Source organism: Zhihengliuella alba (assembly GCF_039538765.1).
Taxonomy (GTDB): Bacteria; Actinomycetota; Actinomycetes; order Actinomycetales; family Micrococcaceae; genus Zhihengliuella; species Zhihengliuella alba.
This window is the reverse complement of sequence record NZ_BAABCJ010000001.1, coordinates 1,174,403-1,199,296: the sequence shown is the minus strand read 5'-3', so window position 1 is coordinate 1,199,296 and position 24,894 is coordinate 1,174,403. Positions and strand designations below refer to the sequence as shown.

Here is a 24,894-nt window from a genome sequence, read left to right as displayed (position 1 = left end):
ACACGGAGCTTCGTGGAGTGGTTCGACGGCGCTTACGATCAGGGAAGTCCGGCCTCCTCGCGGAGCATGACCACGATGGCGTGCGCGAGGCGTCCGCTACCTGATCGAGCACCCACGAGTCCGTCGAGCGCACCGGCGCCCGACACGCAGAGGCAGGCAACAGATGACCACCAGCATCAAGCACTTCATCAACGGCCAGGAGACCCCCGGGTCCGGGGGAGCCACCCAGCCGGTCTACAACCCGGCGACCGGTCAGGTCTCCGCGGAACTCCACCTGGCCGGGCAGGAGGACCTCGACGCGACCGTCGCCGCGGCCCGCACGGCCGCCGACGCCTGGGCCGAGGCATCGATCGCCAAGCGCACCGCAGTCCTGTTCAAGTTCCGCGAGCTGCTCGCGGCCAGCCGCGACGAGCTCGCGGCGATCGTCACCAGCGAGCACGGGAAGGTGCTCTCCGACGCGGCCGGCGAGGTCGGCCGCGGACTCGAGGTCGTCGAGTACGCCTGCGGCGTCTCCCAGTCGCTGAAGGGCGAGTTCTCGGACCAGGTCGCCACCGGCATCGACGTCCACTCGTTCCGCCAGCCCGTCGGCGTCGTCGCCGGCATCACGCCCTTCAACTTCCCGGTCATGGTTCCCCTGTGGATGGCGCCCGTCGCGATCGCCACCGGAAACGCCTTCATCCTCAAACCCAGCGAGCGGGACCCGTCGGCATCGGTCTTCATCGCCCGGCTGTGGAAGCAGGCCGGCCTGCCGGATGGCGTGTTCAGCGTCCTGCACGGCGGCAAGGAGACCGTCGACGGCCTGCTGACGCATCCGGACGTGGACGCGATCTCGTTCGTCGGCTCCACCCCGATCGCCAAGTACGTCCACGAGACGGCCACCGCGCACGGCAAGCGCGTCCAGGCCCTGGGCGGAGCCAAGAACCACGCCGTCGTCATGCCCGACGCCGACATGGACGTCGCGGCGGACCACCTGACGGCGGCCGCGTTCGGATCGGCGGGGCAGCGCTGCATGGCGATCTCCGTGGCCGTGGCGGTCGGCGAGGCCGGCGACCTGGTCGTGGACAAGCTGATCCAGCGCGCCAACGACGTCAAGGTGGCCGAGGGCACCGTGCCGGACGCGGACATGGGCCCGGTCATCACGCCGCAGTCCAAGGCCCGCATCCAGAGGATCGTCGGCGAGGCCGAGCAGGACGGCGCCGCCATCCTCGTCGACGGCCGCGACCTGGTCGTCCAGGACCACGAGGATGGATTCTTCGTCGGCCCGACCCTCGTGGACCGCGTCACGAGCGAGATGAGCGCCTACACCGAGGAGATCTTCGGCCCCGTCCTCGTGCTCGTGCGCGTCGACACCCTCGAGGAGGCGATCGAGCTCGTGAACGCCAACCCGTACGGGAACGGCACGGCGATCTTCACCTCCTCCGGCTACGCCGCCCGCACCTACACGCGCCGCATCCACGTCGGCATGGTGGGCGTCAACGTGCCGCTGCCGGTCCCGGTGGCCTGGCACTCCTTCGGCGGCTGGAAGGACTCGCTGTTCGGCGACCACCACATCTACGGCCCGGACGGCGTCCGCTTCTACACCCGAGGCAAGGCGGTGACGACTCGCTGGCCGGAGGTCTCCGAGGCCTCCGGAGCCTCGTTCGCCTTCCCGTCCTCGGGCAAGCACTGACGAGTCGCCCGAGCGGCGGCGCTCCTAGACGACCGTGGTGCCGAAAAGGAGGCCGAGCACGTAGGTCACGGCGGCCGCGCCCCATCCGATGGCGAGCTGCCGCAGCGCCCGCCGCAGCGGCGGAGCGCCTGAGAGGAGCCCGACGACCGCGCCGGTGCACAGCAGGGCGATGCCCACGAGCGCCACGGACAGCACCAGGGCGGCGACCCCCGTCATCCCGAACAGGTACGGCAGGATCGGGATCAGCGCCCCGGAGGCGAAGAAGCAGAAGCTCGACGCGGAGGCACCCACGGCGGAGCCCATCGTGTCCTCGTGGTCCTCGGCCGGGCGTTCGTCCTCCGGCCTGAAGGAACGGGACGGGTCGCAGTCGCAGGCGAAGTAGCCCATGCGCTCCGCCGCGCGGTGCTCGGCGGCCTCCTCGGTCATGCCGCGGGCCTTGTAGACCAGGACCAGCTCGTTGTGGTCCAGGTCCAGGTGGGGCGCGGCCGAGAGCGTCACCTGGGTCGGCTGCGAGGCGCTCACCAACTCGCGCTGCGACCGGACGGACACGAACTCGCCGGCCGCCATCGACAGGGCGCCGGCGAGCAGGCCGGCGACACCGGAGACCAGGACCAGGCCGCTGCCCACTCCCGTGGCCCCGATGCCCATGACCAGGGCCAGGTTGGAGACCAGGCCGTCGTTCGCGCCGAAGACGGCGGCCCGGAAGTTGCCGGAGAGGCGGCGCCGGCCGGCGGTCGCGAGCGCCCGGACCACTTCCTCGTGGACCATCTCGTCCGCGGCCATCTGCCGGGAGGCGTCGGTGTCGGCGGTGTAGGGGGAGCTCCCCTCGGCGCGCTGGGCCAGCGCGAGCACGAAGACGGAGCCGAAGTGCTGGGCGAAGAAGCGCAGCAGGGCACGGCGCGGCGACGGCGCGGTGGCCCGGGCGGCGTCGTCGCCGAGGAGGTCGATCCAGTGCTGCTCGTGCCGCTGCTCGGCCTCGGCCAGCCCGAGCAGGATCATCCGCTCCTCGCCCGTGCGCTTCTCGGCGAGCGTCTCGTAGACGGCCCGCTCCGCCCGCTCATCGGCCAGATAGCGACGCCAGCGGCGCAGCTGGGCGGGTGTGGGGGACGCTTCTGCGTTGCGGTGCGGAGTCATCACCGGAAAGTATAGAGCCCGCCGTCCGGCAGGACCCTCCCCGGTGACAGCGGATATCGTCCACGAGGACGACGGCGCTCGCCGGTCTCCCGCCTAAGCTGGACGCAGCAGCACCGCAGGAGGCGAGCACCACCATGAGCCAGAACGACGACGGCCGACGACCGGCCTGGGAGAACCCCTGGGACCGCCCGCACCATCAGGGCCCGACCGACCCGAACGCGCCGTCGGCCTGGGAGCAGCCGGGCCCAGTACCGGGGCAGCCGGACCCGCGGACGATGCCGCCGGGCGGCGATCCGCGCGATGGCCGGCCCGCCCCTGCCGCACCGGGCTACGGCCCCGGCGGACCGTACGGCTCAGGAGGAGGCTACGGGGGCGGCTATCCCGGGCCTCCCGGGCCGCCGAGAGCCACCGGCCTGACCATCACCGCCCTGGTCCTGGGCATCGTCGCGGTGGTGGTCTCCGTGGTGCCCGTGGTGCACTTCCTGGCGTTCGTGATCGGCCTGGCGGCCGTCGTCCTCGGCATCGTCGGGCTGGCCCGCCGGCAGCCCCGCCGGGGCTTGTCCATCGCCGGCATCGTCACCGGCGTCTTCGCCCTGCTGTTCGCCACCCTGTGGACGATCGCCTCCGTGGCACTCTTCGGCTGGGTCTCCGACTCGATGGGGGAGACGGCCGAGTTCCGGTTCGAGGCCATCGCCGAGGGGCCGGCCACCGCCACCTACACGCTGACCCTGGAGGACGTCACCACCGTCCCGGTCGGCCCGGAGTCCCCCTGGTCCGAGGACGTGCAGGCCAACCCGCTGTTCGGCACCATCACCGTGGAGAGCGACGAGGGCAGCGGCCGCGTGGGCTGCCGGATCCTCGACGCGGAGGGGACGGTCGTCGACGAGGAGTTCGGCAGCGGACCCGGCGCCAGCGCCGAGTGCCACGTCACGGACTTCTGACCGGCTCGACGTCCTTGCCGCGGTAGCCGGCCCGGCGGCGGGTATCCATGATCCGGCGGACGGCGGCCAGCGCCGTCGCCGCATCGGTGCCCGGCGCATGCGCCAGGTACGTCGGCGCCTCGTGGGCCCGGCGCCCCAGGACGCCGGGCGCGGCCGGCGACGCGTCGTCGTCGTACCGGAAGGGCACGTAGGTGCCCCCGGCCTGCGCCACGATGAACGCCCCCGCCGCGACGTCCCAGGGATTCGTGTCGAAGCCCAGCGTGATGTCGGCCCAGCCGGCGGCCACGTGGGCCAGCTCCAGCGCGCCGGACACCTTGCGGCGGACGGTCGCGTACGTGGTGACGAGCTCGGCGAAGGCGTCCAGCGCCGCGCCGCCGTCCACCTCGATCGCCTCGGCCGAGGGATAGTCCGTCATGACGGAAGCCGCGTGCTCCTCCTCCGCCCCGGCGGGGGCCAGGGGCACACCGTTGCGGAACGCCCCCGTGGCGTCGGCGGCGAAGAGGTCCCCGGCGACCGGGTCGTAGACGACCCCGGCGACCACGGCGTCCTCGACCACCGCTGCGATCGAGACGCAGAAGAACGCGACCCCGTGGGCGAAGTTGCTGGTCCCGTCCACCGGGTCGATGATCCACTCGACCCGTCCGGAGCCGTGCGCGCCGCCCTCCTCGCCGCGGAACCGGCTGTCGGGGACGGCCGCCGCGAGGGACTCGACGATCCGCGTCTCGCTCGCGCGGTCGAACTCCGTGACCAGATCGTGGTGGTTGCGCTTGCTGGTGGCCGTCATCGCGGAGCGGAAGGCCCCGCGGAGCAGGTCGCCCACACCGGTCGCGGCGGACTCGGCGGCGGCGCGGAGGCGGCGGGATTCGTCGTCGGACACGGGCAGGAGGGCGGGGGAGGGTTCGGAGTCGGCCACGCCACCAGCCTAGCGACTGCCCCGTCCCGCCCGGTCCCCGGCCACCGGCGGGACGGGCGCCGAGGAGCGTGCGGCGGAGCGCGCGGTGGAGTGTGCGGTGGAGCGTGCGCGGGGAGGGCCGGCGATTCGGCGCGCGAGCCCGGGGGCGTGCGAGACTGATCCCATGCCCGCACCGAAAAAGCACCCGGGGGTCCAGCTCGAGGACGCCTGGCACGCCTACCGCGAGCGCGCGTCGCGTGCGCGCGGCCACCTGCCCACGGTGACGCCGTTCCGGGGGTACGGCGCCACCGCCGACCCGACCTCGGAGAACGACGCCGAGGCGTCGGGCTGGGTGCGCGTGCTCGCGCGCGTGGTCCTCGCCAAGCCCGGGATCTTCACCAACGGCCTGCGGCACTCGAAGATGGTGGCCGACGGGATCCGCGGCTGGCGCAACTTCATCTCCCCGCCGATCCCGTACGCCGAGGTCGAGGCGCGCGTGGGCGGCCGCGTCTTCCACGTCGACGCCGACCGCGGCGGGGTCCTGGACGTCCGGCTCGCGATCGACCTCGAGCCGGGGTGGCACGAGGTGGTGCTCACCGCCGAGGGGTCCGAGCCGTCCACCGTCGACGTCTTCGTCGTCGACGCGTCCTCCGACTTCGGGATCGTCTGCGACGTCGACGACACCGTGGTCGTCACGGCCCTCCCGCGGCCGCTGCTGGCGGCGTGGAACTCGTTCGTGCTCTCCGAGCACGCCCGCCTGGCTACGCCCGGCATGGCCGTGATGATGGAGCGACTCGCCACGACCTGGCCCGGCTCCCCGGTCATCTACGTCTCCACCGGCGCCTGGAACGCGGCGGCGACGCTCACCCGGTTCCTCACCCGGAACCTCTACCCGACCGGGCCGCTGCTGCTCACCGACTGGGGGCCCACCGAGGGCCGGTGGTTCCGGTCCGGCCTGCAGCACAAGGTGGACGAGCTCCGCCGCCTGGCCCGCGAGTTCCCGCACGTGAAATGGCTGCTCATCGGCGACGACGGCCAGCACGACCCGGAGATCTACGCGGAGTTCGCCAGCCGCCACCCCGGCCACGTCCGCGCGATCGTCATCCGCCAGCTCACCCCGTCGGAGGCCGTGCTCGCCGGGGGCCGCTCCTTCCACACCGTCCACGCCACCCCCGGGGTCCCGTGGGTGTACGGGCCGGACGGGGCCACCATCGCCAAGCAGCTCCGCGACCTCGGCCTCCTCGAGGAGGCCGAGGGTGAGTAGCGAGGCGGCCTCCCCGCCCGCCGGCGGCCGCGTCCCGGTCCGCGTGCCGATGCGCTGGGCCGACATGGACGCCTACGGGCACATCAACAACGTCAACATCGTCCGGATGATGGAGGAGGCCCGCATCGCGGCCTTCGGCGTCCCGGGCGGGACCGGCAGGCCCGTCAGCCAGCCCCGGGTGGACCTCTTCGCCAACGTCCCCGAGGGGACGCAGGTCCTCGTCGTGGAGCACCGCGTGCGCTACACGCGGCCGCTGGAGTACCGCAACGTCCCGGCGGAGGTGGACGTGTGGATCTCCAGTCCCAAGGCCGCCAGCTTCGACGTCAGCTACGAGTTCCGTGACGCCGTGGACGGGACCGTCTGCGTGCGCGCGCTGACCACGCTGGCGTTCTTCTCCACCGCCGATCAGCGGCTGATGAGACTGCCCGGGGAGCACCGGTCCGCGCTCGCGGCCTTCGTGGGACCGCCCGCCGTCGGATAGTCCTCCGGCGGCGGCCCGGACTTCTCCACCCCGGCGCCGAGTGCTGCGCCGGGTGCTGCGTGGCATGCGTCGAGGGGCGCCGCGGCCAGGCTCAGGGCCCGCCGGACGATCTCCCGGTGCAGCCCCCGCGCGCGGACCGCGATCTCCGGGCCGATCAGGACGCCGAGGTCGGCGTTCCAGAGGCAGCCCCGGCCGAGCGGCAGGAACCGGGCCACCGCGGCGGCGTCGTGGTGGTGCGCCTCGAACGGGGCGCCGGAGGCCGGCTGCACGGTGAACCTCCCCGTCCGGCGGTCGGCGCTCGTCACCGTGGCGGGCAGCCACTCTCGACGGTCGGCCTCGAGGACGGAGACGATCTGGGTGGTGCTGAGCGCGTGGCCGGGGGCGGGGTGCGCGCACACGGCGCCGCGGTCGGCGAAGACGACGGTCACGGGGTTTCCCTTTCGTTGCTCTTGCCCGCGCGCGTCTGCGCGGGGCCGCTTCGTCATCCGAACCACCCGTGAGACCGCCGCGAGGCGCTCTGTGAGCATGGGGTTGGTGCGCGGCCGGGTCGGAGCCCGTCGTTGGCCGCATCTCGTGAAGCTGCCCCCATCCTACAGCGGCCGCTCGGCGCGCGGGCAAGCCCTGGCACGGGAGCGATCCCGGGCCGGCGACGGTTTGCGATTCATTCCGAGTTAGGAGAGCCTAAGAACTGAGGCCCGGTCGAGTTCCCCGGGCCCGCCGACGAAGGAGTGACCGATGTCCGACGCCCGTCCAGCCCGCGGACCCAAGCCCCAGGTGGTCCTGGAGGTCCTGCGCAGCGAGCGGATCGGCGGCCACATGGTCCGGCTCACGCTCGGCGGGGAGGGCTTCGCGGCCTTCCAGGACAAGGAGGCCACCGACAAGTACGTCAAGCTCCTCTTCGCCGATCCCGAGCTCGGGCTGACCCCGCCGTACAACCTCGAGGAGCTGGCCAAGGCCCTCCCGCCGGAGCGGATGCCGGTCCGGCGCACCTACACCGTGCACGACGTCGACCACGACGCGCAGACGCTGCAGATCGATTTCGTCGTCCACGGCGACCAGGGCCTCGCCGGGCCGTGGGCCGAGCGCGCCCAGCCGGGCGACGTCGTGTGCTTCGCCGGACCCGGCGGGATGTACCTCCCGGACCCCGCCGCGGACTGGCACCTGATCGGCGGCGACGAGTCCGCGCTGCCGGCGATCTCGGCGACGCTGGCCGCGCTGCCGGCGGATGCCCGCGGCCTGGTCTGGGTGGAGGTCGTCGACGCCGCCGACGAGGTCCCGCTGCAGGCGCCGGAGGGCGTCGAGGTCCGTTGGGTCCACCGCGGCGGCCCGTTCGCCCCGGAGTCGACGCGTCTGGCGGCCGCGATCCAGGACGGGCCGTGGCTCGACGGGGACGTGCAGGTCTTCGTCCACGGCGAGCGGGAGATGATCAAGGCGGTCCGTCGTTACCTCACGGACGTCCGCGGGGTGCCCCGCACCCGGATGTCGCTCTCGCCGTACTGGGCGTACGGCCGGGTCGAGGACGTGTTCCAGGCGGAGAAGCGCGAGCCGATTGGCCAGATCTTCCCGGAGAACCAGCCGCTCCCGGGCAACTGACGCGCCGCGGCGGCGCGGCCGCCCCCAGCACGGGATCCACCGCCGGACCGCTCCCGCGTCAGCGTCCCTGCATCAGTTCCCCCGCCCCGGCGCCCCGGCGTCGGTTCCCCCGGCCTCGAGGCGCAGGAACGCGCCGAGCTCGGCCATGGACGCCGGGCTGGACGGCAGGAAGTCCGTCAGCCGGGGCGAGCGGACGATGACCGCCCTCCACATGCCGCGCGAGACCGCGACATTGAGCCGGTTGCGGTTCAGGAGGAAGTCCATCCCGCGCGGGGCCTCCTCGGGCGAGGAGACGGCCAGGGACAGGATGACGACCGGCGCTTCCTGGCCCTGGAACTTGTCCACCGTGCCAACCCGCACCCGGCGCAGACCAGCGGCGTCGAGCGCCTCCCGCAGCAAGTGCACCTGCGCGTTGTACGCGGCCACGATGAGGACCTGCTCCTCGCCCAGCGGCTCGGGCGCCGAAGTCGGACCGGCGCCCGGACTCGGACCGGCGCCCGGGGCGGGACTGGCCTCCGGGGCGGGGCGGAGGCCGTCCGGATCGTGCCACGGGGTCCCGAGATGCCGGCGGACCTGCTCGACGGTCGCGGCCGCCTCCTCCGGCGAGGACGTGGTGCAGCCCGCGTGGTCCACCAGGACGGTCTCGACGCCCGCCGGGAACCCCTCGAGCCGTCGACGGGACGCCGCCGGGGCGGACTCCAGCTCCCCGGCGTAGCTCAGCCGCGACACCGGGCGGCACAGGTCCGGGTGCATCCGCCAGGTGTCGGCGAGGAAGTAGCCGAACTGCGGCGGCAGCGTGGCATGGCCGGCGGAGAGCCAGCCCAGGGCCGACTCGTCGACCGGGGCCGGGTGCTGGCCCTGCGATACCTGGGGCAGCTGCTGCGGGTCGCCGAGGAGGAGCAGGTTCCTGGCCGCCCGTCCGACGGCGAGGGTGTTGGCCAGGGAGAACTGCCCGGCCTCGTCGATGACCAGGAGGTCCAGCCCCTGCCGGGGGACCCGGCGCCCGGTCATCGTCCACGCGGTGCCGCCGACGAGGCAGCCGCCGGGCTCCGCCAGCAGGTCCTCGAGGGCGTCGTCGGTGACGTGGCGCCAGGGCGGCGGGCCGGAGTCGGCGCCGGCCTTGGGCTTCTTGGCGACGCGGTCGGCGGGGACGCCGGCCTCCACGGCGCGGGCCAGCAGGCCGTCGACGGTGACGTGGCCCTGCGCCACGACGCCCACCTTCCACCCGTCGCGGACGAGCCGTTCGATGACGCGGGCACCCACGTAGGTCTTGCCGGTCCCGGGCGGACCCTGGACCGCCAGGTAGGAACCGTCGAGCCGGCGCACCGCCTCCGTCACGGCTCCCGCGTAGTCGTGGCCCGTGGACGTCTCCTGCGCCCGGGGGAGGGCGACGCCGTCACGCAGCCGGGGGCGGGCACGGGTCAGGAGGTCCATCCCGGCGCTGGCGGGCAGGGAGGGCAGCGCCGCGCCGACCTGCTGCGCCACCTCGGAGAGCGCCTGCTCGATCGAGGCGGTGTTGATCGGCCGGTCCGGCGTCAGCGCCAGCGGGAGGTCGGTGTATCCCTCGGCCCCGGCCCTGGCGCGCTCGGTGCAGACCAGCGTGATCCGTCCGTCCGGGTGCGGATGCACCTCGTCCACGGCGAGGCCGAAGTGCCCGGCGCGTCGCGACTCCGCTGGTGCGCCCCCGTGCCGCGGGCCCGTGGCGTGGCCCGGGGCCGCCGCGCCCTGCGGCTGCCGGTCCAGGAGCTGCTCGGGGGCCGGCGCCCCGTAGAGGGCGAACCAGTTCGAGCCGGGGCCCAGGACGGTGCCCTCGCCGGGTCGCCCGGTCAGCCGCAGCCGCCGCTGGAAGGTGCGCTTGCGCGGCGGCTTCTCCCAGTCGAGCTCGACCTCGCCGTGCTCGACGACGATCACGTCCCGGGTGTCCCGCCAGTCCTCGAGGCTTCCCTCGAGGCGGTCGTAGTGGGCCCACCAGAACTGCTTCCGCTCGCGCCGGTGGTAGGCCGTGGCCGCGGCCGTGAGGGCCACGGCCCGCTGCTGCGGCGTCTGCGCGGCGGCCTCGGGGAGCGCGGCGAGGTACTCGGCGAGCCGGGTCTCCTCGGCGCTCGGCTCCTCCTGCACCGGTCCTGCCTCCGGCTCCCCGGACGCCTCCGCGCGGGAGGGGTCCTCGCGGTCGCTGCCGTCGGCGTGGGCGGGGTCCGGTCCGAGGTCGAGCCGCCGGGCCGGATGCCGCCGGCCCAGCTCGAGGAGCCAGTCGCGCAGCCGGAGGGTGGAGAGGCAGTCGTACCGGTTGTAGTCCGCGATGCTGTCGAGCACGGAGGCGGCCTGGCCGTCGTCGCCGGCGTCGCGCGCCGCGCAGAAGGCGGCGTACGCGACCACGGAGGCGCCGGCATCGGTCACGTCCCCGGCGCGGTGCTCATCGCCCATGTAGAACGGCTCGAGCTTCTTGATCGAGTAGGAGCTGGAGCTGATCCGCAACGAGTCGCGGACCGTCTCGAAGAGGTCCACGAGCAACCCGGTGCGCAGCCAGTCGTCGACGATTTCCTCCGCGGCGCCGTGGCGGGTGGACAGGTGGCGCAGCGCCGTCTTCTCGTACGGCGCGTAGTGGTAGATGCGCAGGTCCGGCCAACGACGCCGGCGCTCCTCGACGTAGTCGACGAACGCGAGGAAGGCGGCGCGCTCCTGCCCGCGGCTGTGCGCCCAGAACGGCCGGAACACGGGCGCCCCGGAATCGTGCTCCACGACGCCGAAGAGGTACTCGAGACCCCAGGAGCCGTCCGCCGGGTCCTGCCAGAGCGGGTCGCCCTCGAAGTCGAAGAAGATGTCCCCGGCGCACGGCTCCGGGAGCGCATCGAGCCGATGGCGCTCCAGGACCCGGAAGCGGAGGGACGCGTCCCCGGGGGCCCGGCCGTGCCCGGCCTCGAGACCGCACTGCATGCGGGCCTGGTCCCGCAGGCGGGCGAGGGCGCCGGGGGAGACGCGCAGCCCGGCCGTGCGGGCGGCCTCGTCCGTCAGCTCGGCGAGCTCGCGCACCGTCCGCACGCCGACGGCGCGCAGCCGGGCGCGGGTGGAGAGCGTCATCCGGGAGACGAGCAGTACGTCGTCTCGCTCCCGGGCCTGCCCGGCGCAGTAGTCGCAGCGTCCGCAGACGAGCAGGCCGGACTGCTCCCAGTCGACGGGTCCGGTCGCGGCGCGGTGCGCCTCGACGAGGGCGAGGAAGCGCCGGCGCCGCTCCCGCAGGACGGGGATGAGCTCCTGGACCGGGTGGCGCGACTGCTGCCCGGTCCCGAGGACCAGCACGGCGTCGTCGGCCGGCTCGAGGCCCAGCCCCTGCAACTGCTCGGCGTAGGCGGCGATCTGCAGCAGCGCCGTCGGCTTGGCGTGCCGGGCGAGCTTGGTGTCCCAGACGGCGTAGCGGCCATCCGGCTCGCGGACCAGGAAGTCTGCGAAGCCGACGAAGCCGTCCTTCCAGAAGGTGGCCTGGAAGACGACGTCGGCCCCGCACCGCAGGGCGTCCTCCGTCGCCCGCCGCCGCTCCGCCAGGACGTCCGGGGACGTCTCCCCGGCGGCGGCCAATTCCAGGACGCCGCGGCCGGAGTCCGGGTCCCAGCGGCCGAAGCGGTCGACGAGCTCGTCGAGGACGCGCCGCTCGTGGGCGTCGCCGAGCCGCGCAGCGCGCTCGAGCATCTCGTCCGGGTCGACGTCCGGGGCCGGGCGCCGGCCGAGCCGGTCGTCGAGCTTGACCAGCGTCTGGTACTCGCACTGGCTCGCGGTGACCAGGTCGCTCGCGGAGTAGACGAGGTCGCCGCCCGGCTCCTGCAGGTACATCCGGGACGGCTTTACTTCCGGCGCTTCTTCGCCGACGCCGGCCGGTCCTGCCGGCGGGGTCCGCCGAGGACGAGTGAGGCCAGCGCGGTGACGCCGGTGACGGTGAAGACCGCCGGCCAGGCGCCGATGCGCTTCGCCAGCGGGTGGGACAGGCCGAACGACGCCACATACACGGCGGTGAGCAGCGTGGCCCGAGCGGTGCCGGCGTCGTTCCTCCAGACGGTGAAGGCGGCCGCGCCGCAGGCGGCCAGGACGGTGCCGCCGGCCTGGCGGTTGCCGGTGTCGCGGGCGACCTTGTAGCCGAGCAGCAGGCCGGCCTTGGCGAGGCCGGTGGAGACGATGCGGGACATGGTGGCTCCTGTGGGTCGGGGATCGGAGGTCGGTGATCCGACTGTCCGTCTCAGCATAGGGGCGTGCCCCGCGGATATGGGACGGCGTCAAGGAGCGTCGTGTTGCGCCAACGTCGAGGGGCTCGCGTTAGGCTGAGATGCACCGCACAGAACGTGGCACAGCAACCGGGAGCATGCGGCCGAACCGTCGTGGGACGGGGCCGGGAGGGGCACTATGAGCGAGCGCAGCACGGGCGAGGGCTTTCACGACCGGTCGGCTTTCGGGCCGGGGCCGGCCGAGCCGCAGGATTCGACGGAGGCGGTGCTGCCCACGGTCGACGCCGGCTGGCTCCGCGTGGGCGGGCGCACCCATGCCATGACGCTGCCGTCCTTCGACGTCAACGTCGGGCTCGTCATCGGCGACGAGCGCGCGCTCCTCGTGGACACCGGCTCCGGCCCGGCCGACGCTGCACGGATCCACGCAGCCATCCGGGAGGTCACGGACCTGCCCCTCGTGGTGGTCAACACGCACGCCCACGCGGACCACTTCTTCGGCAACGCCTACTTCGCGGCCCAGGGCGTCGAGGAGTTCTGGGCCCACGCCGGCGCGGCGGCGGCCATGGAGGCCGCAGGCGAGTCCCAGCGGGCGCTGGTGCGCACGGCGGACCCGGCCATGGCGGCCGCCGACGGCGAGCACACCGGACTGCACCTGCCCACGGACCTCGTCCGCGACGAGCCGGTGGACATCGACCTCGGCGGGCACACCGTGACGCTGTTCCACCTCGGGCCGGGGCACACGGACGGAGACCTGCTCGTCGGCTCGGACCGCGTCCTGTTCGCCGGCGACCTCGTCGAGGAGGGCGGGCACCCCAGCTTCGAGGACTCCTACCCGTACGAGTGGCGCCGGACCCTGGGCAAGATCATCGCCATCGACGAGCTGTACTCGGAGATCATCCCCGGCCACGGGCGGGTGGTGGACCCGGACTTCGTCCGGTCGCAGCTGAAGAACCTGCGCCAGGCCATCCGGACGTGCACCACGGCCATCCACGAGGCCTCCGTGGACTACACCAAGGCCGTACCGGTCCTGCCGTACGGTCCGGTCCAGTCGCGGCACCTGATCATCCGGCTCAAGGCGACCGAGCCGGGCAACGTCGTCCCGCAGCAGTAGGCGCGCCGGACGGGTGGGTGCGGCGGAGAGCTTCGGGCTGCGCGACCTCGGCCTGAAGGTCTACGGCCCCTCCCTCCTCTACGCGGTGGGCCTCGGCGCCATCACCCCGGTGGTCGCGCTCACCGCGCGCGAGCTGGGAGCGTCCGTGGCCACCGCGGCGCTCGTGGTCACGCTGATCGGCGTCGGATCGCTGATCACCAACGTGCCTGCGGCGCTGCTGACGGCGCGGTTCGGGGAGCGGCTCTCGATGATCGCGGCAGCGGGCGTGGCCGCGCTCGGCATGGTGCTCGCGCTGCTGGCGGACGACGTCGCGCTGCTCGCCGGGGCCATCCTCCTGGTGGGGATGGCCGGCGCCGTCTTCAACCTGGCCCGCCAGAGCTATCTCGCGGAGGCCGTCCCCGCCTACTTCCGGGCGCGGGCCATGTCCACGCTCGGCGGCACCATCCGCATCGGCGCGTTCGCCGGCCCGTTCCTGGGCGCCGCCGTGATGTCCTTCGCCGGGCTCGACGGCGCCTACTGGTTCGGGCTCGCCGCGATGCTCGCCGCCGCCGGCGTCGGGTTCCTCGTGCCGGAGCTCCCGGTCCCCGTCGCGCCCGGCCCGGCCCCGCGGCCGGACGGCGTCCCCCGTGAGGCGGGGGCAAGCGGCCAGGCCGCCGACCCGCTGGCAGCCGACGCCGGCGGGCCCGGCCGGACGACCATGCGCGCGATCGGGGTGCGCTACTGGCGGACCTTCGCGACGGTCGGGACCGGCGTGGTCATCCTCTCGGCCATCCGCGCCTCGCGCCAGGTCGTCATCCCGCTCTGGGCGGACCAGCTGGGACTCGACGCGTCGACGGCGTCGCTGGTCTACGGGGTCTCCGGTGCGCTGGACGTCCTGGTCTTCTACCCGGCCGGCCGGCTGGCCGACCGCAGGGGCCACGTCTGGGCCGGGGTGCCGTGCGTGTTCTTCCTCAGCGCCTCGCTGGCCCTCATGCCCCTCGCGCACGACGTGACGACGCTGATGGGGATCGGCGCGCTCATGGGCCTGGCGAACGGGATGGGGACCGGGATCGTCATGACCCTGGGCGCCGAGTACGCCCCGCCGGACGCCCGGCCGCAGTTCCTGGGGCTGTGGCGCCTGTTCGCCGACACCGGGATGATGGCCGGGCCGATCGTGCTCTCGGCGGTCGCCTCCGCGGCGTCGCTGGCGACCGGCATGTGGGTGCTGGCCGGAGCCGGCCTCGTGGGGACCGGGGTGTTCGCCTGGTACCTGCCGCTATACCAGCACGGGCGGCGCGGCCGGCCCCGGTGAGCCGGTCGGCTCGGCCAGCCCCGGTGAGCCGGTCGGCCCGGGCGACCCGGGTGGCTCAGTGCCGGTGCCGGATCCGGCTCTGCAGCATGTAGACGGTGTTCGTCAGTGCGAAGACGAGGAGGGCCGCGCTGCCGATCGCGAGGACGCCCCCGAGCAGGAAGCCGAGCAGCTGCTGCGGGTCGTCGTCCCCCTGCGTGCTCGGGAGGAACGCGAGCAGGCCGGCGGAGGCACCGAGGGCCAGCAGGCCGGGCGCCCACAGCAGCACGGACCAGAGGCGCGAGGCCGCCCAGAACCGGCGCGGGTGCCAGCGGTTCCAGCGCGGCGCCGCCACGGAGAGGCACCAGCCGGTCAGCAGGGCCCAGGCGGCGGCGATCAGGTAGGCCCCGACGATGTCCGCTGGCCGGTGCCAGCCGAGCACCAGCGTCGCCATCCCCGCCACCGCCGAGAACGCGCCGCCGAGCAGCGCCACGAGAGGCCGCCAGCGCGGCGTCACCACCGCGTACACCGCGAACATCGAGGCGGCGGCGAGCGTGGTGTGGCCGGAGGGGAACGAGTTGACGGTGGCCTCCGAGATGCCCATGTCCGGCCGGGCCAGCAGCTCGTGCTTCAGCAGCTGGGTGGTCAGCAGCGCGCCGCCCGTGCCCAGCAGGGTGATCAGCGGCGCGGTCACGGACCGGTGGACGATCGCCGAGGTCACCAGCGCGATCGCACCGAGCACGGCGGAGATCCGGGGCAGCTCGCCCAGCAGCGCCAGGGCCGGCAGCCGGGCCTCGTCACGCGCGGCGAGGAACACGTTGGCGCCGCGCAGCGCGTCGTCGTCCACCTGCTGGCCCATCGGCGTCAGCACGAACAGCCAGAAGGCCGCGCAGAAGGTGGCGGCCAGCAGCAGCAGGGCGACGATCCAGCCGACCGGCCAGAGCACCCGCTGTCCATCGCGCCCGCCCCTGCGGACACCGTCACCCGTGTGAGTCATCGCCCCCAGCTTGCCACGGTGCCGGTCTAAAGTGACGTATATGCCCGTGCCGAATCCATCACCCCTGCCGCCGCTGGAGGAGGTCCTCGCCGCGCTGCATGTGGTGCGCCTGCCGCTGACCGTGCGCTTCCGCGGCGTCACCGAGCGGGAGGCCGTGATCCTCGCCGGACCCCGCGAGCACGCCGAGTTCTCCCCCTTCCTCGAGTACGGCGACGCCGAGGCGGCCGCCTGGCTGCGCTGCGCCCTCGAGGCCGGCTGGCACGGGTTCCCGGATCCGCTGCGCACGGAGATCCCGGTCAACGCGACCGTCCCCGCCGTGGCCCCGGACGCCGTCGAGTCCGTCCTCGCGCGCTACGGCCCCGGCGGGCCGCACACCGTGAAGGTCAAGGTCGCCGAGCGGGGGCAGACCCTGCACGACGACGTCGCGCGCCTGGCCGAGGTCCGCCGCCTGGCGCCGTCGGCGGCCCTGCGCGTGGACGCCAACGGAGGCTGGGGCCACGACGAGGCGCTGACCGCGCTCGAGGCCCTCGCCGGCTTCGGGCTCCAGTACGCCGAGCAGCCCGTTCCCGGGGTCGTGCCGCTGGCCGAGTTGCGCGCCGAGCTCGTCCGGCGCGGCCTGCCCGTGCCGATCGCCGCGGACGAGGCCGTGCGCAAGGAGGCCGACCCTCTCGCCGTGGCCCGGCTCGGAGCCGCGGACGTGATCGTCATCAAGGCCCAGCCGCTCGGGGGAGTGCGGGCGGCGCTGGACATCGTCGCGGCCGCGGGCCTGCCCGCCGTCGTCAGCTCCGCCCTGGACACGTCGGTGGGCACCCGCGTGGGCGCGGCCCTGGCCGCCGCGCTGCCCGCGCTGCCCTACGCCTGCGGCCTCGGGACCGTCGCCCTCTTCGGGGAGGACGTCACCGCGGACCGCTACGTCCCCCGCAACGGGTCCCTGGACCTGCGCCGGATCGCCGCCGACCCGGAGCTGCTGCAGCGGCACCGGGCGCCGGCGGAGCGCCGCGCATGGTGGGCCGAGCGCGTACGCCGCTGCCATGAACGCCTGGTTAACGCGGCTTCGCCCGCAGTTCAGGCGGATGCTCCGAAGTAGTTGCTTGAAGCTGGAAGCGTGAGGGCCGGAAAAGTCCACCCCAAGCGAAAGACGGACGATGACTCCTCGCAACATGCTCCAGCTCCTCCCGATGGCCGGGCACACCCGCGGCAACCGCTCCGCCGCGACCTGCCACTTCAAGTGCGGCGACGCCTGTGCCAAGGACGTCTGCAACACCAGTGACAACTCCTACTTCCGCGACATCGCCGACCAGGCCCTGTCCCGCCGTGCGGCCCTCGGCCTCGGCGGCGTGGCCGCAGCCGCAGTCGTGGTCGGCCAGCAGCTCGCCTCCGCGCCGTCCGCGGCCGCGGACAACGGCGGATTCGGCAAGGGAGGCGGCAAGCTGCCGTTCCAGGCCATCGCTCCGGTCGAGCGGACCGTCGACGCGGTGACAGTGCCCGAGGGGTACGACTGGGCGCCGGTCATTCGCTGGGGCGATCCGCTGTTCTCCTCCGCCGGGGACTTCGACGCCTCGAACCAGTCCGCCGAGGACCAGAAGCAGCGCTTCGGCTACAACTGCGACTACCTCAACATCCTCGCCGACCGCGGCAACGGGACCACCGGTGTCCTCGTCGCCAACCACGAGTACACCAACGAGAACGTCATGTTCGACCCGGCCTGGCTCGAGGCCAACCCCGACGAGGCCCGCCTCACGGCCATGGCCGCGCACGGCTTCTCCGTCGTGGAGGTCCGCCGCGACAAAGCAGGCCAGGCGTGGAAGCCGGTGGTCGACGGCAAGCGCAATCGCCGCATCCACATGCACACCGAGTTCGCGGTCGACGGGCCGGCCGCCGGCTCCGACCTGCTCAAGACCAAGGACGACCCGACCGGCACGGTGGTCTGGGGCATGAACAACAACTGCGCCGGCGGCACCACCCCCTGGGGCACGGTCGTCACGGGCGAGGAGAACTTCAACCAGTACTACGTCGGCCGCGGCACCCCCGAGGAGGCGCGCTACGGGATCAGCACCGAGCCGAGCAGCCGCGGCTGGGAACTGACGGAGGAGCGCTTCGACGCGAAGAACGCCGGCTACGAGAACGAGGCCAACCGCTTCGGCTACATCGTCGAGATCGACCCGCACGATCCGGAGTCGACCCCCGTCAAGCACACCGCGCTGGGCCGGTTCAAGCACGAGGGCGCCAACGTCACGATCGCCGCCGACGGCCGCGCGGTCGCCTACATGGGCGACGACGAGCGGTTCGACTACATCTACAAGTTCGTCTCCAGGAACAAGTACCGCGAGGGCGATCGCGAGCACAACAAGACGCTGCTCTCCGAGGGCGACCTCTACGTCGCGAAGTTCAACGCCACCAGCGCCGCCGAGATCGACGGCTCCGGCAAGGTCCCGTCCGACGGCGCCTTCGACGGCTCCGGCGAATGGCTGCCGCTCCTGGTCCGCGGAACCTCCCGCGTGCCCGGCATGAGCGTCGAGGAGGTCCTCGTCTACACGCGCCTGGCCGGCGACAAGGTCGGCGCCACGAAGATGGACCGCCCGGAAGACGTCGACGTGAACCCGGCCACCGGCAAGGTCTACGCGGCGCTGACCAACAACACCCGCCGCGGCACCGACGGCAACGCGCTCGCCGACGAGGCGAACCCGCGCTCGCGCAATCGCGACGGCCACGTCCTCGAGCTCACCGAGCGCAACGGCGACGCGGCGTCGCTGACCTTCGGCTGGAACATCCTCCTGGTCGCCGGCGACCCCTCCGTCGACACGACGACCTACTTCTCCGGCTACCCCGCGGACAAGGTCTCGCCGATCTCCTGCCCGGACAACGTCGCCTTCGACTCGGTCGGCAACCTGTGGATCTCCACGGACGGGCAGCCGGGCACCATCGGCTACGCCGACGCCCTGCACAAGGTCACGCTGACCGGCGACGAGCGCGGCCGCGTCCAGCAGTTCCTCGCCGTCCCCAACGGCGCGGAGACGTGCGGCCCCGTCATCCACGACCGCGAGAACTCGGTGTTCGTCTCCATCCAGCACCCGGGTGACGACGGCACCTGGGACGAGCCGACGTCGTTCTTCCCGGACTACGTGGAGTCGCGGGCGACGGCCGGCCGGGGCGAGTTCTTCGGCCCCCGCCCGTCCGTCATCCAGGTCTTCCGGACCACCGGGAACAACGGCAACGGCAAGGGCCGCGGCCCCAAGAAGTAGGCCGCGGGGCGCGGGCGCTGCACCGGTCCGCAGCGCGCGCCGGGAACAGGCTCTGGCCAGGCGCGGGGCGCGCGGGGGCGGCGCGCGGCCCGTCCTAGGATGGACCGTATGACGACCGGAGCACCGAACCCCGATCCCCGCGAACCGGGCTCACGCGAACTGGGCTCGTGCGAACTGGGCTCGCTCGAGGTGGCCCGCCTCCTGCTCGATGCACTCGTCGAGGAGGGGGTGGGCCACCTCCTGCTGTCTCCGGGCTCGCGCAGCGCTCCGCTGGCGTACGCGGCGGCGGAGGCCGAGGCCGCCGGCCGGCTCGCCGTCCACGTGCGCATCGACGAGCGCGACGCCGGTTTCACGGCCCTCGGCCTGTCCCTCGCCACCGGTGCGCCCGTGGCGGTGGCGACGACGTCCGGTACCGCCGTCGGCGAGCTGCTCCCCGCCGTGATGGAGGCCGACCACGCCGGGGTGCCGCTGCTAGTCCTCTCGGCCGACCGGCCCGCCGAGCTGCACGGGACTGGGGCGAACCAGACCACCCGCCAAGCGGGGATCTTCGGCACGCACGTGCGGGCCGAGGCCGGCGTCGCCGCCGGGACGGACCCCCGGGGCCCGCTGGGACATGCCCTGGCGGCGCTCGCCGGGCAGGGCGCCCGCGGCGTGGGACCGGTGCACGTCAACGTCGAGTTCCGCGACCCGCTCGTCCCGGACGACGGCGACAGTCTCGCCGGGGCCTGGAGGGAGCCGGCTGCCGTCGGGGCCGGCAGAACAGGGGGCGACGCCGGGGCCCCGGCAAGCGCGCTCGGCGCTCGCGACGCCGCGCAGCGACCCACGCCCGCGCCCGTCCCCCCGGCCGCGCCCGCCGCCCCGGCCGTGCCCGCGCCCACGACCTCGGGCCTGGCGCGGCGGCGCACCGTGGTCGTCGCCGGCCACGGTGCCGGCGAGGAGGCGGAGCGGTTCGCGCGCGCCCTGGACCTGCCGCTGCTCGCCGAGCCCAGCTCCAACGCCAGATTCGGGCCCAACGCGATCGGGCCCTACCGGGTCCTCCTCGGTCACTTCGCGGGGCACGCCGACGCGCCTGCGCCGCCGGGGGAGCGGATCGAGCGGGTCGTCGTCTTCGGCCGGCCGACCCTGAGCCGTCCGGTCGCCCGCCTGCTCGCCGATGCGCGGATCCCCTCCGCCCTCTACCTCCCCGAGGCCGTCGCCTGGTTCGAGCCCGGCCGCCGCCGCGAGGCCGTGATCGCCGACCTCGACGAGCTCGCCGCCTTCGCGGGCGCGGGGCCCGAGTGGTGGCTGGACGCGTGGCGCAGCGCCGGGGAGCTGGCCGGGGCCGCCGTCGAGCGAGTGCTCGCGGGCGAGCGCCGCGACGGCCTCACTGGGCCCGACGCCGCCCGCGCCGTCTGGGAGTCGGCGCCCGAGCAGCTGGTGATCGGATCATCGAACGCGATCCGCGACGCCGACCTCTTGGCGGTCCCGGACACCGGCGCCGGGACGGCGGGCCGGCGCGTCTTCGCGAACCGGGGGCTCGCCGGCATCGACGGGACCGTCGCCACGGCCACCGGGATCGCCGCCGCAGCGCCGGCCGGGGACCGCACCTGCCTGCTGGTCGGCGACGTGACCTTCCTGCACGACGTCGGCGGGCTGCTCCTCGGCGACGGTGAGCCCGAGCCGCGGCTCGACGTCGTGGTCCTCAACGACTCCGGCGGGGCGATCTTCTCGACGCTCGAGCACGGCCGGGTCGCCGCCGGCGGCGCCTACGGAGACGCCGTGGAGCGCCTCTTCGGCACGCCGCACCGGGTCCGTCTCGGCGCGCTCGCCGAGGCCTACGGGCTCGACTACGTCCGCGTCGCCACCCTGGAGGAGCTCCGGGCGGCCCTCGCCGCGCCGCCGGAGCGGCCGCGCCGCCTCATCGACGTGATCCTGCTCCGGGACCGGGTGGCCGGGCGCCACCGGCTGATCGCCGAAGAGCTGGGCGCCGTGCTCGGCTGAGACGTGCCCGCCAACGGCGACGGCGCCCGTCCCCGGCTCCGGCGTGGAGCGAGGGACGGGCGCCGTCGGCGTCCGCGATGGGCCAGCGGGTTACTCGTCGACCTCGACGTGCGTGGGATCCAGGACGCGCTTGAGGAAGTCCTGGGTCCGCGGCTGCTGCGGGTTGCCGATGACCTCCTCGGAGGTGCCCTCCTCGACCACGACGCCGCCGTCCATGAAGACCACCCGGTCGGCCACGTCGCGGGCGAAGGCCATCTCGTGGGTCACCACCAGCATGGTCATGCCGTCGCGCGCGAGGTTGCGCATGATGGACAGGACCTCGCCGACGGTCTCCGGGTCCAGGGCCGAGGTCGGCTCGTCGAAGAGCATCAGGCTCGGATCCATGGACAGGGCACGGGCGATCGCCACGCGCTGCTGCTGCCCGCCCGAGAGCTGGGCGGGGTAGCGGCTCGCGAACTTGCCGAGGCCGACCTTCTCCAGGTTCCGCTGGGCGACCTGGTCGGCTTCGGCCTTGCTTCGCTTGAGCACCTTCAGCTGGGCGACGGTGCAGTTCTCCAGCACGGTGAGGTGCGGGAAGAGGTTGAACTGCTGGAACACCATGCCCACGTGGCGGCGCATCTTGTCCACGTCGACGTCGGGGTCCGTGACGTCGAAGCCGCCGACGTCGATGGCTCCGCCGTTGGGCTGCTCCAGGAGGTTCACGCAGCGCAGCAGCGTCGACTTGCCTGAGCCCGAGGGCCCGATGAGGCAGACGACCTGGCCGGGCTTGACCTCGAGGTCGATGCCCTTGAGGACCTCGATGGGCCCGTAGGACTTGCGAAGTCCCTCGATCACGACACCGGCTGCCTGGAAGTCCTTGGGAGGTGTAGAAGTCATGTTGGTTTTCTCCTAACGCTTCGCCAGATTGGACTTGGCTTCGAGGCGGCGGGTGAGCAGGCTCAGCGGGACGGTGATCACCAGGTACAGCGCGCCGGCGACGACGAGGGGCGTCAGCCCGGCGCCGAGCGAGGTGATGCCGTCGCGGCCGAACTTGGTCATCTCGTACTGCGACGCGACCGTGCCCAGGATGAACGCCAACGAGGTGTCCTTGGTCAGCAGGATGATCTCGTTGGTCAGCGGCGGGAGCACGATCCGGAACGCCTGCGGGATGATGATCGTGACCATCGCACGCCAGGCCGGCATGCCCAGCGACCGGGCCGCCTCGGCCTGGCCCCTGGGGACGGCCTGCAGGCCCGCGCGCAGCGTCTCGGCGATGTAGGCCGCCGCGACCAGTCCGAGCGAGACCATCACGACGACCGCGTATGGCCAGGAGGTCCCCGGGAAGGCCGCCGGCACGCCGTAGCCCAGCGCCAGGAGCACCAGCAGTGCGGGGATGCCGCGGAAGAACTCGATGTAGCCGGTGGCGAACCACCGGTAGGGGGCGAAAGTCGCCATCTTCATCAGGGCCAGGACCATGCCGAGGACCAGGCCGAAGGCGAACGAGATGGCCGTGTAGTAGATGGTGTTCTTTAGGCCCACCAGGATCAGCCCGGGGAACATCGGTGCGATCTTGTCGAACGCGAAGAAGGATTCGGCGACCCTGGCCCAGTCCATCGCCAGCACCACGGCGACGACGATCGCGATGAACAGGACGATCTGGACGATCTTGCTTGCTCGGGCCCGTTGAGTTGTGGTCATAGCCATGGGATGGAGCTACCTTCCGGTTAGAGCGGGCCCCGGGTCAGCCGGCGCAGCGGCGACCCCGGGCCCGCGACATCACGAGGTGGGGCGACTACTTGGTGTCCAGCCACTTCTCGGTGATGGCGTCCAGCTCGCCGGACTCGCTCAGGCGCGTGAGCGTGCCGTTGACCTTCTCGATCAGCTCCGTGTTGCCCTTGGCCGCGGCGATGCCCAGCTGCTCGCCGGTCGCGATCTTGTCCACGACCTCGAACTCGTCCTTGTCCTTGATGGCGTGGCCCATGACCGACTGGTTGCCGAGGGCCGCGTCGACCTGCCCCGACTCGAGCGCCTGCAGCTGCAGCCCGGCGTCCTCGTAGCCGACGGTCTCCAGGCCGTTCTCCTGGCCGTAGTTCTCGCCGGTCGTCGCCTGCTGGACGGCGACCTTCTTGCCCTTCGCGGACTCGAAGTCGGTCACGCCCGAGCCCTTGCGGGCGATGAGCATGAGGTCATCGTCCAGGTACGGGTCGGAGAAGTCCATGTTTCCCTTGCGCTCCTCGGTGATCGAGATCGAGGACATGGCGAGGTCGCACTGGGTGCTGAACAGGCCGGACTCGATCGCGTCGAACGAGGAGTCGACGATCTTCGTCTCGAGCTCGAGGTCCTTGGCGATCTCGTTCGCGAGGTCGATGTCCAGGCCGACGATCTCGCCGTTCTCGTCGGTGAATTCGAACGGCTCGTAGGGGATGTCCGAGCAGACGGTGAGCTTCCCTTCCTCTACGAACTGCAGCCCCTCCTGGCCCTCGGCGGCGGGCTCGTCGGACTGGCCGGAGGAGCAGGCGGTGAGGGCCAGGCCGGCGGTCGCGACGATGGCGACGGCCTTCCAGGCACGCGAGGTGATCTTCATGATGGGGGAGTCCTTCTCAAGAGACAGTGAAAATTTATGCAAGCGCGTGCGATTCTATACATCGGAGATGTCGACCGCGTCACGCCGTGTGCCATCACAATAGCCGGTGTGATGCAATTCACTGCACTTGAAAGGAAGTCTTCAGATTCCGAGGGCCTCGCGCATGGGGCGCATCTTGGCCCAGGTCTCCGCGAGCTCGGCCTCCGGCTCCGAGGCCGAGACGATCCCGCCGCCCGCGTACAGCCGGACGTGGCGCGGATCCTCGACCACCCCGCCGCGCAGCGCGATGCCGAATTCGCCGTTGCCGGCCGCGTCCACCCACCCCACGGGGCCGGCGTACGGCCCGCGGTCCATGCCCTCGAGCCGGCGGATCAGCGCGGCGGCCTCCTCGGTGGGCGTCCCGCACACCGCCGCCGTCGGATGCAGCACCTCGGCGAGGTCGAGGGCGCTGGGCGTCCGGCCGTCGTCGTGCAGGGTCAGCTGGGCCTCGACGTCCGAGGCGAGGTGCCACACGTTGGGCAGCTGCAGGACGAACGGCTCGGCGGGAGCGGTCATCGTGTCCACGAGCGGGCCGAGCTGGCGCGTCAGCGAGTCGATGGCCAGCTGGTGCTCGTGGCGCTGCTTCTCGTCGCCGGCGAGCACGCGGTCGGCGTATCCGGCGTCGCCGGCGGGCGCCGTGGCCCGGTCCAGGGTGCCGGCCAGCACGCGGGCCTGCGCCGTGGTCCCGGTGACCCGCACCAGCATCTCCGGGGTCGCGCCCACCAGGCCGCGGACGCTGTAGGTCCAGCAGTCGGAGTAGCGCAGGGCGAGCTCGCGGAGGACCTGCGCCACGGCCACCGGTTCGTCCAGTTCCGCGACCGCGTCCCGCGCCAGGACCAGCTTGGTCAGATCGCCCGCGCGGATGGCCTCGACGCCGGCGGCGACCGCGGCGACGTGCTCCTCGTCCGAGATCCGGCCCGGCTGGAGCGTGCCCCCGGAGCCGAGCTCGTGCTCCAGGGAGCCCTCCTCGAGCAGCAGCGCCAGCTCGGCCTCCGCCGACTCGACGGACAGGTCGGCGTCCGGATCGTCTGAGATCACCGTCAGCCAGCTCTCGTCGCCCCGCCGGCCGACGATCAGCCGCGGCACCACCAGCGTGGAGGGCCACGTGCTCGTCGCGTCGAACGCGATCGTCGCGAAGGCGGCCGGCCCGGTCCCGGGCCAGCCCAGGGGATTCCGCACGACGGCGGCGCGGCCGATCGCGTCCCACCACCGGCGGGCGCCGTCGAACCGTTCCGCGCCCCGGGCGGTGAAGCGGGCGACCTCGCCGAAGCCGACGATCCCGTCGCCGCGGCGGGCCCAGACCAGCGAGTCGTCGCGCACCAGGTAGTCGAGCAGTCCGGCCTCGCTCATCGGCGGACGACGGTGGGTGGCGCTGTGCAGGACGGGAACGGGGGAGCCGTCCGCAGGGGTGCTGGGGGCCGCCGTTCCGGGTGCGGGGGCGGTGCCGGGGACGGCGCTGGAGGTGGCGGGCGCGGGCGTGGACATGATGGCAACAGCCTACTCCGGCGGC

At 73.3% G+C, this 24,894-nt stretch carries 20 protein-coding genes and 1 riboswitch; of the genes, 10 read left to right on the top strand and 10 right to left on the bottom strand.

Features of this window, described 5'->3' with window-relative positions; genetic code table 11:
- Window positions 1-163: 163 nt before the first annotated feature.
- Window positions 164-1,669 (top strand): CoA-acylating methylmalonate-semialdehyde dehydrogenase, encoded by a 1,506-nt coding sequence (locus ABD784_RS05480; protein WP_344881036.1) that lies wholly within the window; start codon window positions 164-166, stop codon window positions 1,667-1,669.
- Window positions 1,670-1,693: 24 nt separating this feature from the next.
- On the opposite strand, the gene ABD784_RS05475 is transcribed toward ABD784_RS05480, so the two are convergent.
- Window positions 1,694-2,803 (bottom strand): VIT1/CCC1 transporter family protein, encoded by a 1,110-nt coding sequence (locus tag ABD784_RS05475; RefSeq protein ID WP_344881033.1) that lies wholly within the window; start codon window positions 2,801-2,803, stop codon window positions 1,694-1,696.
- 134 nt (window positions 2,804-2,937) lie between these two features.
- Here ABD784_RS05475 and ABD784_RS05470 point away from each other — a divergent pair, with 134 nt between their 5' ends.
- Complete coding sequence (locus ABD784_RS05470; RefSeq protein WP_344881031.1) at window positions 2,938-3,744, top strand: DUF4190 domain-containing protein; 807 nt, start codon at window positions 2,938-2,940, stop codon at window positions 3,742-3,744.
- On the opposite strand, the gene ABD784_RS05465 is transcribed toward ABD784_RS05470, so the two are convergent.
- Window positions 3,731-4,657: an inositol monophosphatase family protein gene (locus tag ABD784_RS05465; RefSeq protein WP_344881028.1), complete on the bottom strand. Its 927-nt coding sequence runs from the start codon at window positions 4,655-4,657 to the stop codon at window positions 3,731-3,733. The two genes, ABD784_RS05470 and ABD784_RS05465, sit on opposite strands and share 14 nt — an antisense overlap.
- 163 nt (window positions 4,658-4,820) lie before the next feature.
- Between ABD784_RS05465 and ABD784_RS05460 the strand changes: the two genes are divergently transcribed.
- Window positions 4,821-5,900, top strand: coding sequence for an App1 family protein (locus ABD784_RS05460; protein ID WP_344881026.1), 1,080 nt, complete (start codon window positions 4,821-4,823; stop codon window positions 5,898-5,900).
- Window positions 5,901-5,949: 49 nt separating this feature from the next.
- Entirely contained in the window at window positions 5,950-6,381 is a 432-nt protein-coding gene (locus ABD784_RS05455) for an acyl-CoA thioesterase (RefSeq protein WP_344881332.1), read from the top strand.
- Here the strand turns inward: ABD784_RS05455 and ABD784_RS05450 are convergent.
- Window positions 6,306-6,809, bottom strand: a complete 504-nt coding sequence (locus ABD784_RS05450; RefSeq protein ID WP_344881024.1) for a hypothetical protein — start codon at window positions 6,807-6,809, stop codon at window positions 6,306-6,308. The genes ABD784_RS05455 and ABD784_RS05450 overlap by 76 nt on opposite strands.
- Window positions 6,810-6,821: 12 nt before the next feature.
- Window positions 6,822-6,960: riboswitch (SAM riboswitch) on the bottom strand.
- A 156-nt stretch (window positions 6,961-7,116) separates the two neighbouring features.
- Here ABD784_RS05450 and ABD784_RS05445 point away from each other — a divergent pair.
- Window positions 7,117-7,974, top strand: coding sequence for a siderophore-interacting protein (locus tag ABD784_RS05445; protein WP_344881022.1), 858 nt, complete (start codon window positions 7,117-7,119; stop codon window positions 7,972-7,974).
- Window positions 7,975-8,046: 72 nt separating this feature from the next.
- Here ABD784_RS05445 and ABD784_RS05440 read toward each other — a convergent pair whose 3' ends face one another.
- Together ABD784_RS05440 and ABD784_RS05435 are read right to left on the bottom strand one after the other, a co-directional pair.
- Window positions 8,047-11,799 carry a TM0106 family RecB-like putative nuclease gene (locus tag ABD784_RS05440; RefSeq protein WP_344881020.1) on the bottom strand — a complete coding sequence of 1,251 codons (3,753 nt, stop codon included), beginning with the start codon at window positions 11,797-11,799 and terminating at the stop codon, window positions 8,047-8,049.
- A gap of 11 nt (window positions 11,800-11,810) precedes the next feature.
- Window positions 11,811-12,149 (bottom strand): hypothetical protein, encoded by a 339-nt coding sequence (locus tag ABD784_RS05435; protein WP_344881018.1) that lies wholly within the window; start codon window positions 12,147-12,149, stop codon window positions 11,811-11,813.
- A 214-nt stretch (window positions 12,150-12,363) separates the two neighbouring features.
- On the opposite strand from ABD784_RS05435, the gene ABD784_RS05430 reads away from it, so the two are divergent.
- Window positions 12,364-13,296, top strand: coding sequence for an MBL fold metallo-hydrolase (locus ABD784_RS05430; protein ID WP_344881016.1), 933 nt, complete (start codon window positions 12,364-12,366; stop codon window positions 13,294-13,296).
- 13 nt (window positions 13,297-13,309) lie between these two features.
- Window positions 13,310-14,587 carry an MFS transporter gene (locus tag ABD784_RS05425; protein ID WP_344881014.1) on the top strand — a complete coding sequence of 426 codons (1,278 nt, stop codon included), beginning with the start codon at window positions 13,310-13,312 and terminating at the stop codon, window positions 14,585-14,587.
- Between the two features lie 55 nt (window positions 14,588-14,642).
- Here the strand turns inward: ABD784_RS05425 and ABD784_RS05420 are convergent, their stop codons facing one another.
- A complete protein-coding gene (locus ABD784_RS05420) occupies window positions 14,643-15,560 on the bottom strand; it encodes a phosphatase PAP2 family protein (RefSeq protein ID WP_344881011.1) in 918 nt (305 codons plus the stop codon).
- 40 nt (window positions 15,561-15,600) lie between these two features.
- Here ABD784_RS05420 and ABD784_RS05415 point away from each other — a divergent pair, with 40 nt between their 5' ends.
- The 3 genes from ABD784_RS05415 to menD all read left to right on the top strand — a co-directional run bounded on the left by ABD784_RS05415 (window position 15,601) and on the right by menD (window position 20,782).
- A complete protein-coding gene (locus tag ABD784_RS05415) occupies window positions 15,601-16,647 on the top strand; it encodes an o-succinylbenzoate synthase (protein ID WP_344881008.1) in 1,047 nt (348 codons plus the stop codon).
- 58 nt (window positions 16,648-16,705) lie between these two features.
- Window positions 16,706-18,802, top strand: coding sequence for a PhoX family protein (locus ABD784_RS05410; protein ID WP_344881005.1), 2,097 nt, complete (start codon window positions 16,706-16,708; stop codon window positions 18,800-18,802).
- A 108-nt stretch (window positions 18,803-18,910) separates the two neighbouring features.
- Window positions 18,911-20,782 carry a 2-succinyl-5-enolpyruvyl-6-hydroxy-3-cyclohexene-1-carboxylic-acid synthase gene (menD, locus tag ABD784_RS05405; protein ID WP_344881002.1) on the top strand — a complete coding sequence of 624 codons (1,872 nt, stop codon included), beginning with the start codon at window positions 18,911-18,913 and terminating at the stop codon, window positions 20,780-20,782.
- A 90-nt stretch (window positions 20,783-20,872) separates the two neighbouring features.
- Here the strand turns inward: menD and ABD784_RS05400 are convergent, their stop codons facing one another.
- The 4 genes from ABD784_RS05400 to ABD784_RS05385 all read right to left on the bottom strand — a co-directional run bounded on the left by ABD784_RS05400 (window position 20,873) and on the right by ABD784_RS05385 (window position 24,734).
- A complete protein-coding gene (locus tag ABD784_RS05400; protein ID WP_344880999.1) occupies window positions 20,873-21,658 on the bottom strand; it encodes an amino acid ABC transporter ATP-binding protein in 786 nt (261 codons plus the stop codon).
- A 12-nt stretch (window positions 21,659-21,670) separates the two neighbouring features.
- Window positions 21,671-22,465 carry an amino acid ABC transporter permease gene (locus ABD784_RS05395; RefSeq protein WP_344880995.1) on the bottom strand — a complete coding sequence of 265 codons (795 nt, stop codon included), beginning with the start codon at window positions 22,463-22,465 and terminating at the stop codon, window positions 21,671-21,673.
- A gap of 88 nt (window positions 22,466-22,553) precedes the next feature.
- Entirely contained in the window at window positions 22,554-23,345 is a 792-nt protein-coding gene (locus ABD784_RS05390) for an ABC transporter substrate-binding protein (RefSeq protein ID WP_344880992.1), read from the bottom strand.
- A 141-nt stretch (window positions 23,346-23,486) separates the two neighbouring features.
- A complete protein-coding gene (locus ABD784_RS05385; protein ID WP_344881329.1) occupies window positions 23,487-24,734 on the bottom strand; it encodes an isochorismate synthase in 1,248 nt (415 codons plus the stop codon).
- Between the last annotated feature and the right edge of the window lie 160 nt (window positions 24,735-24,894).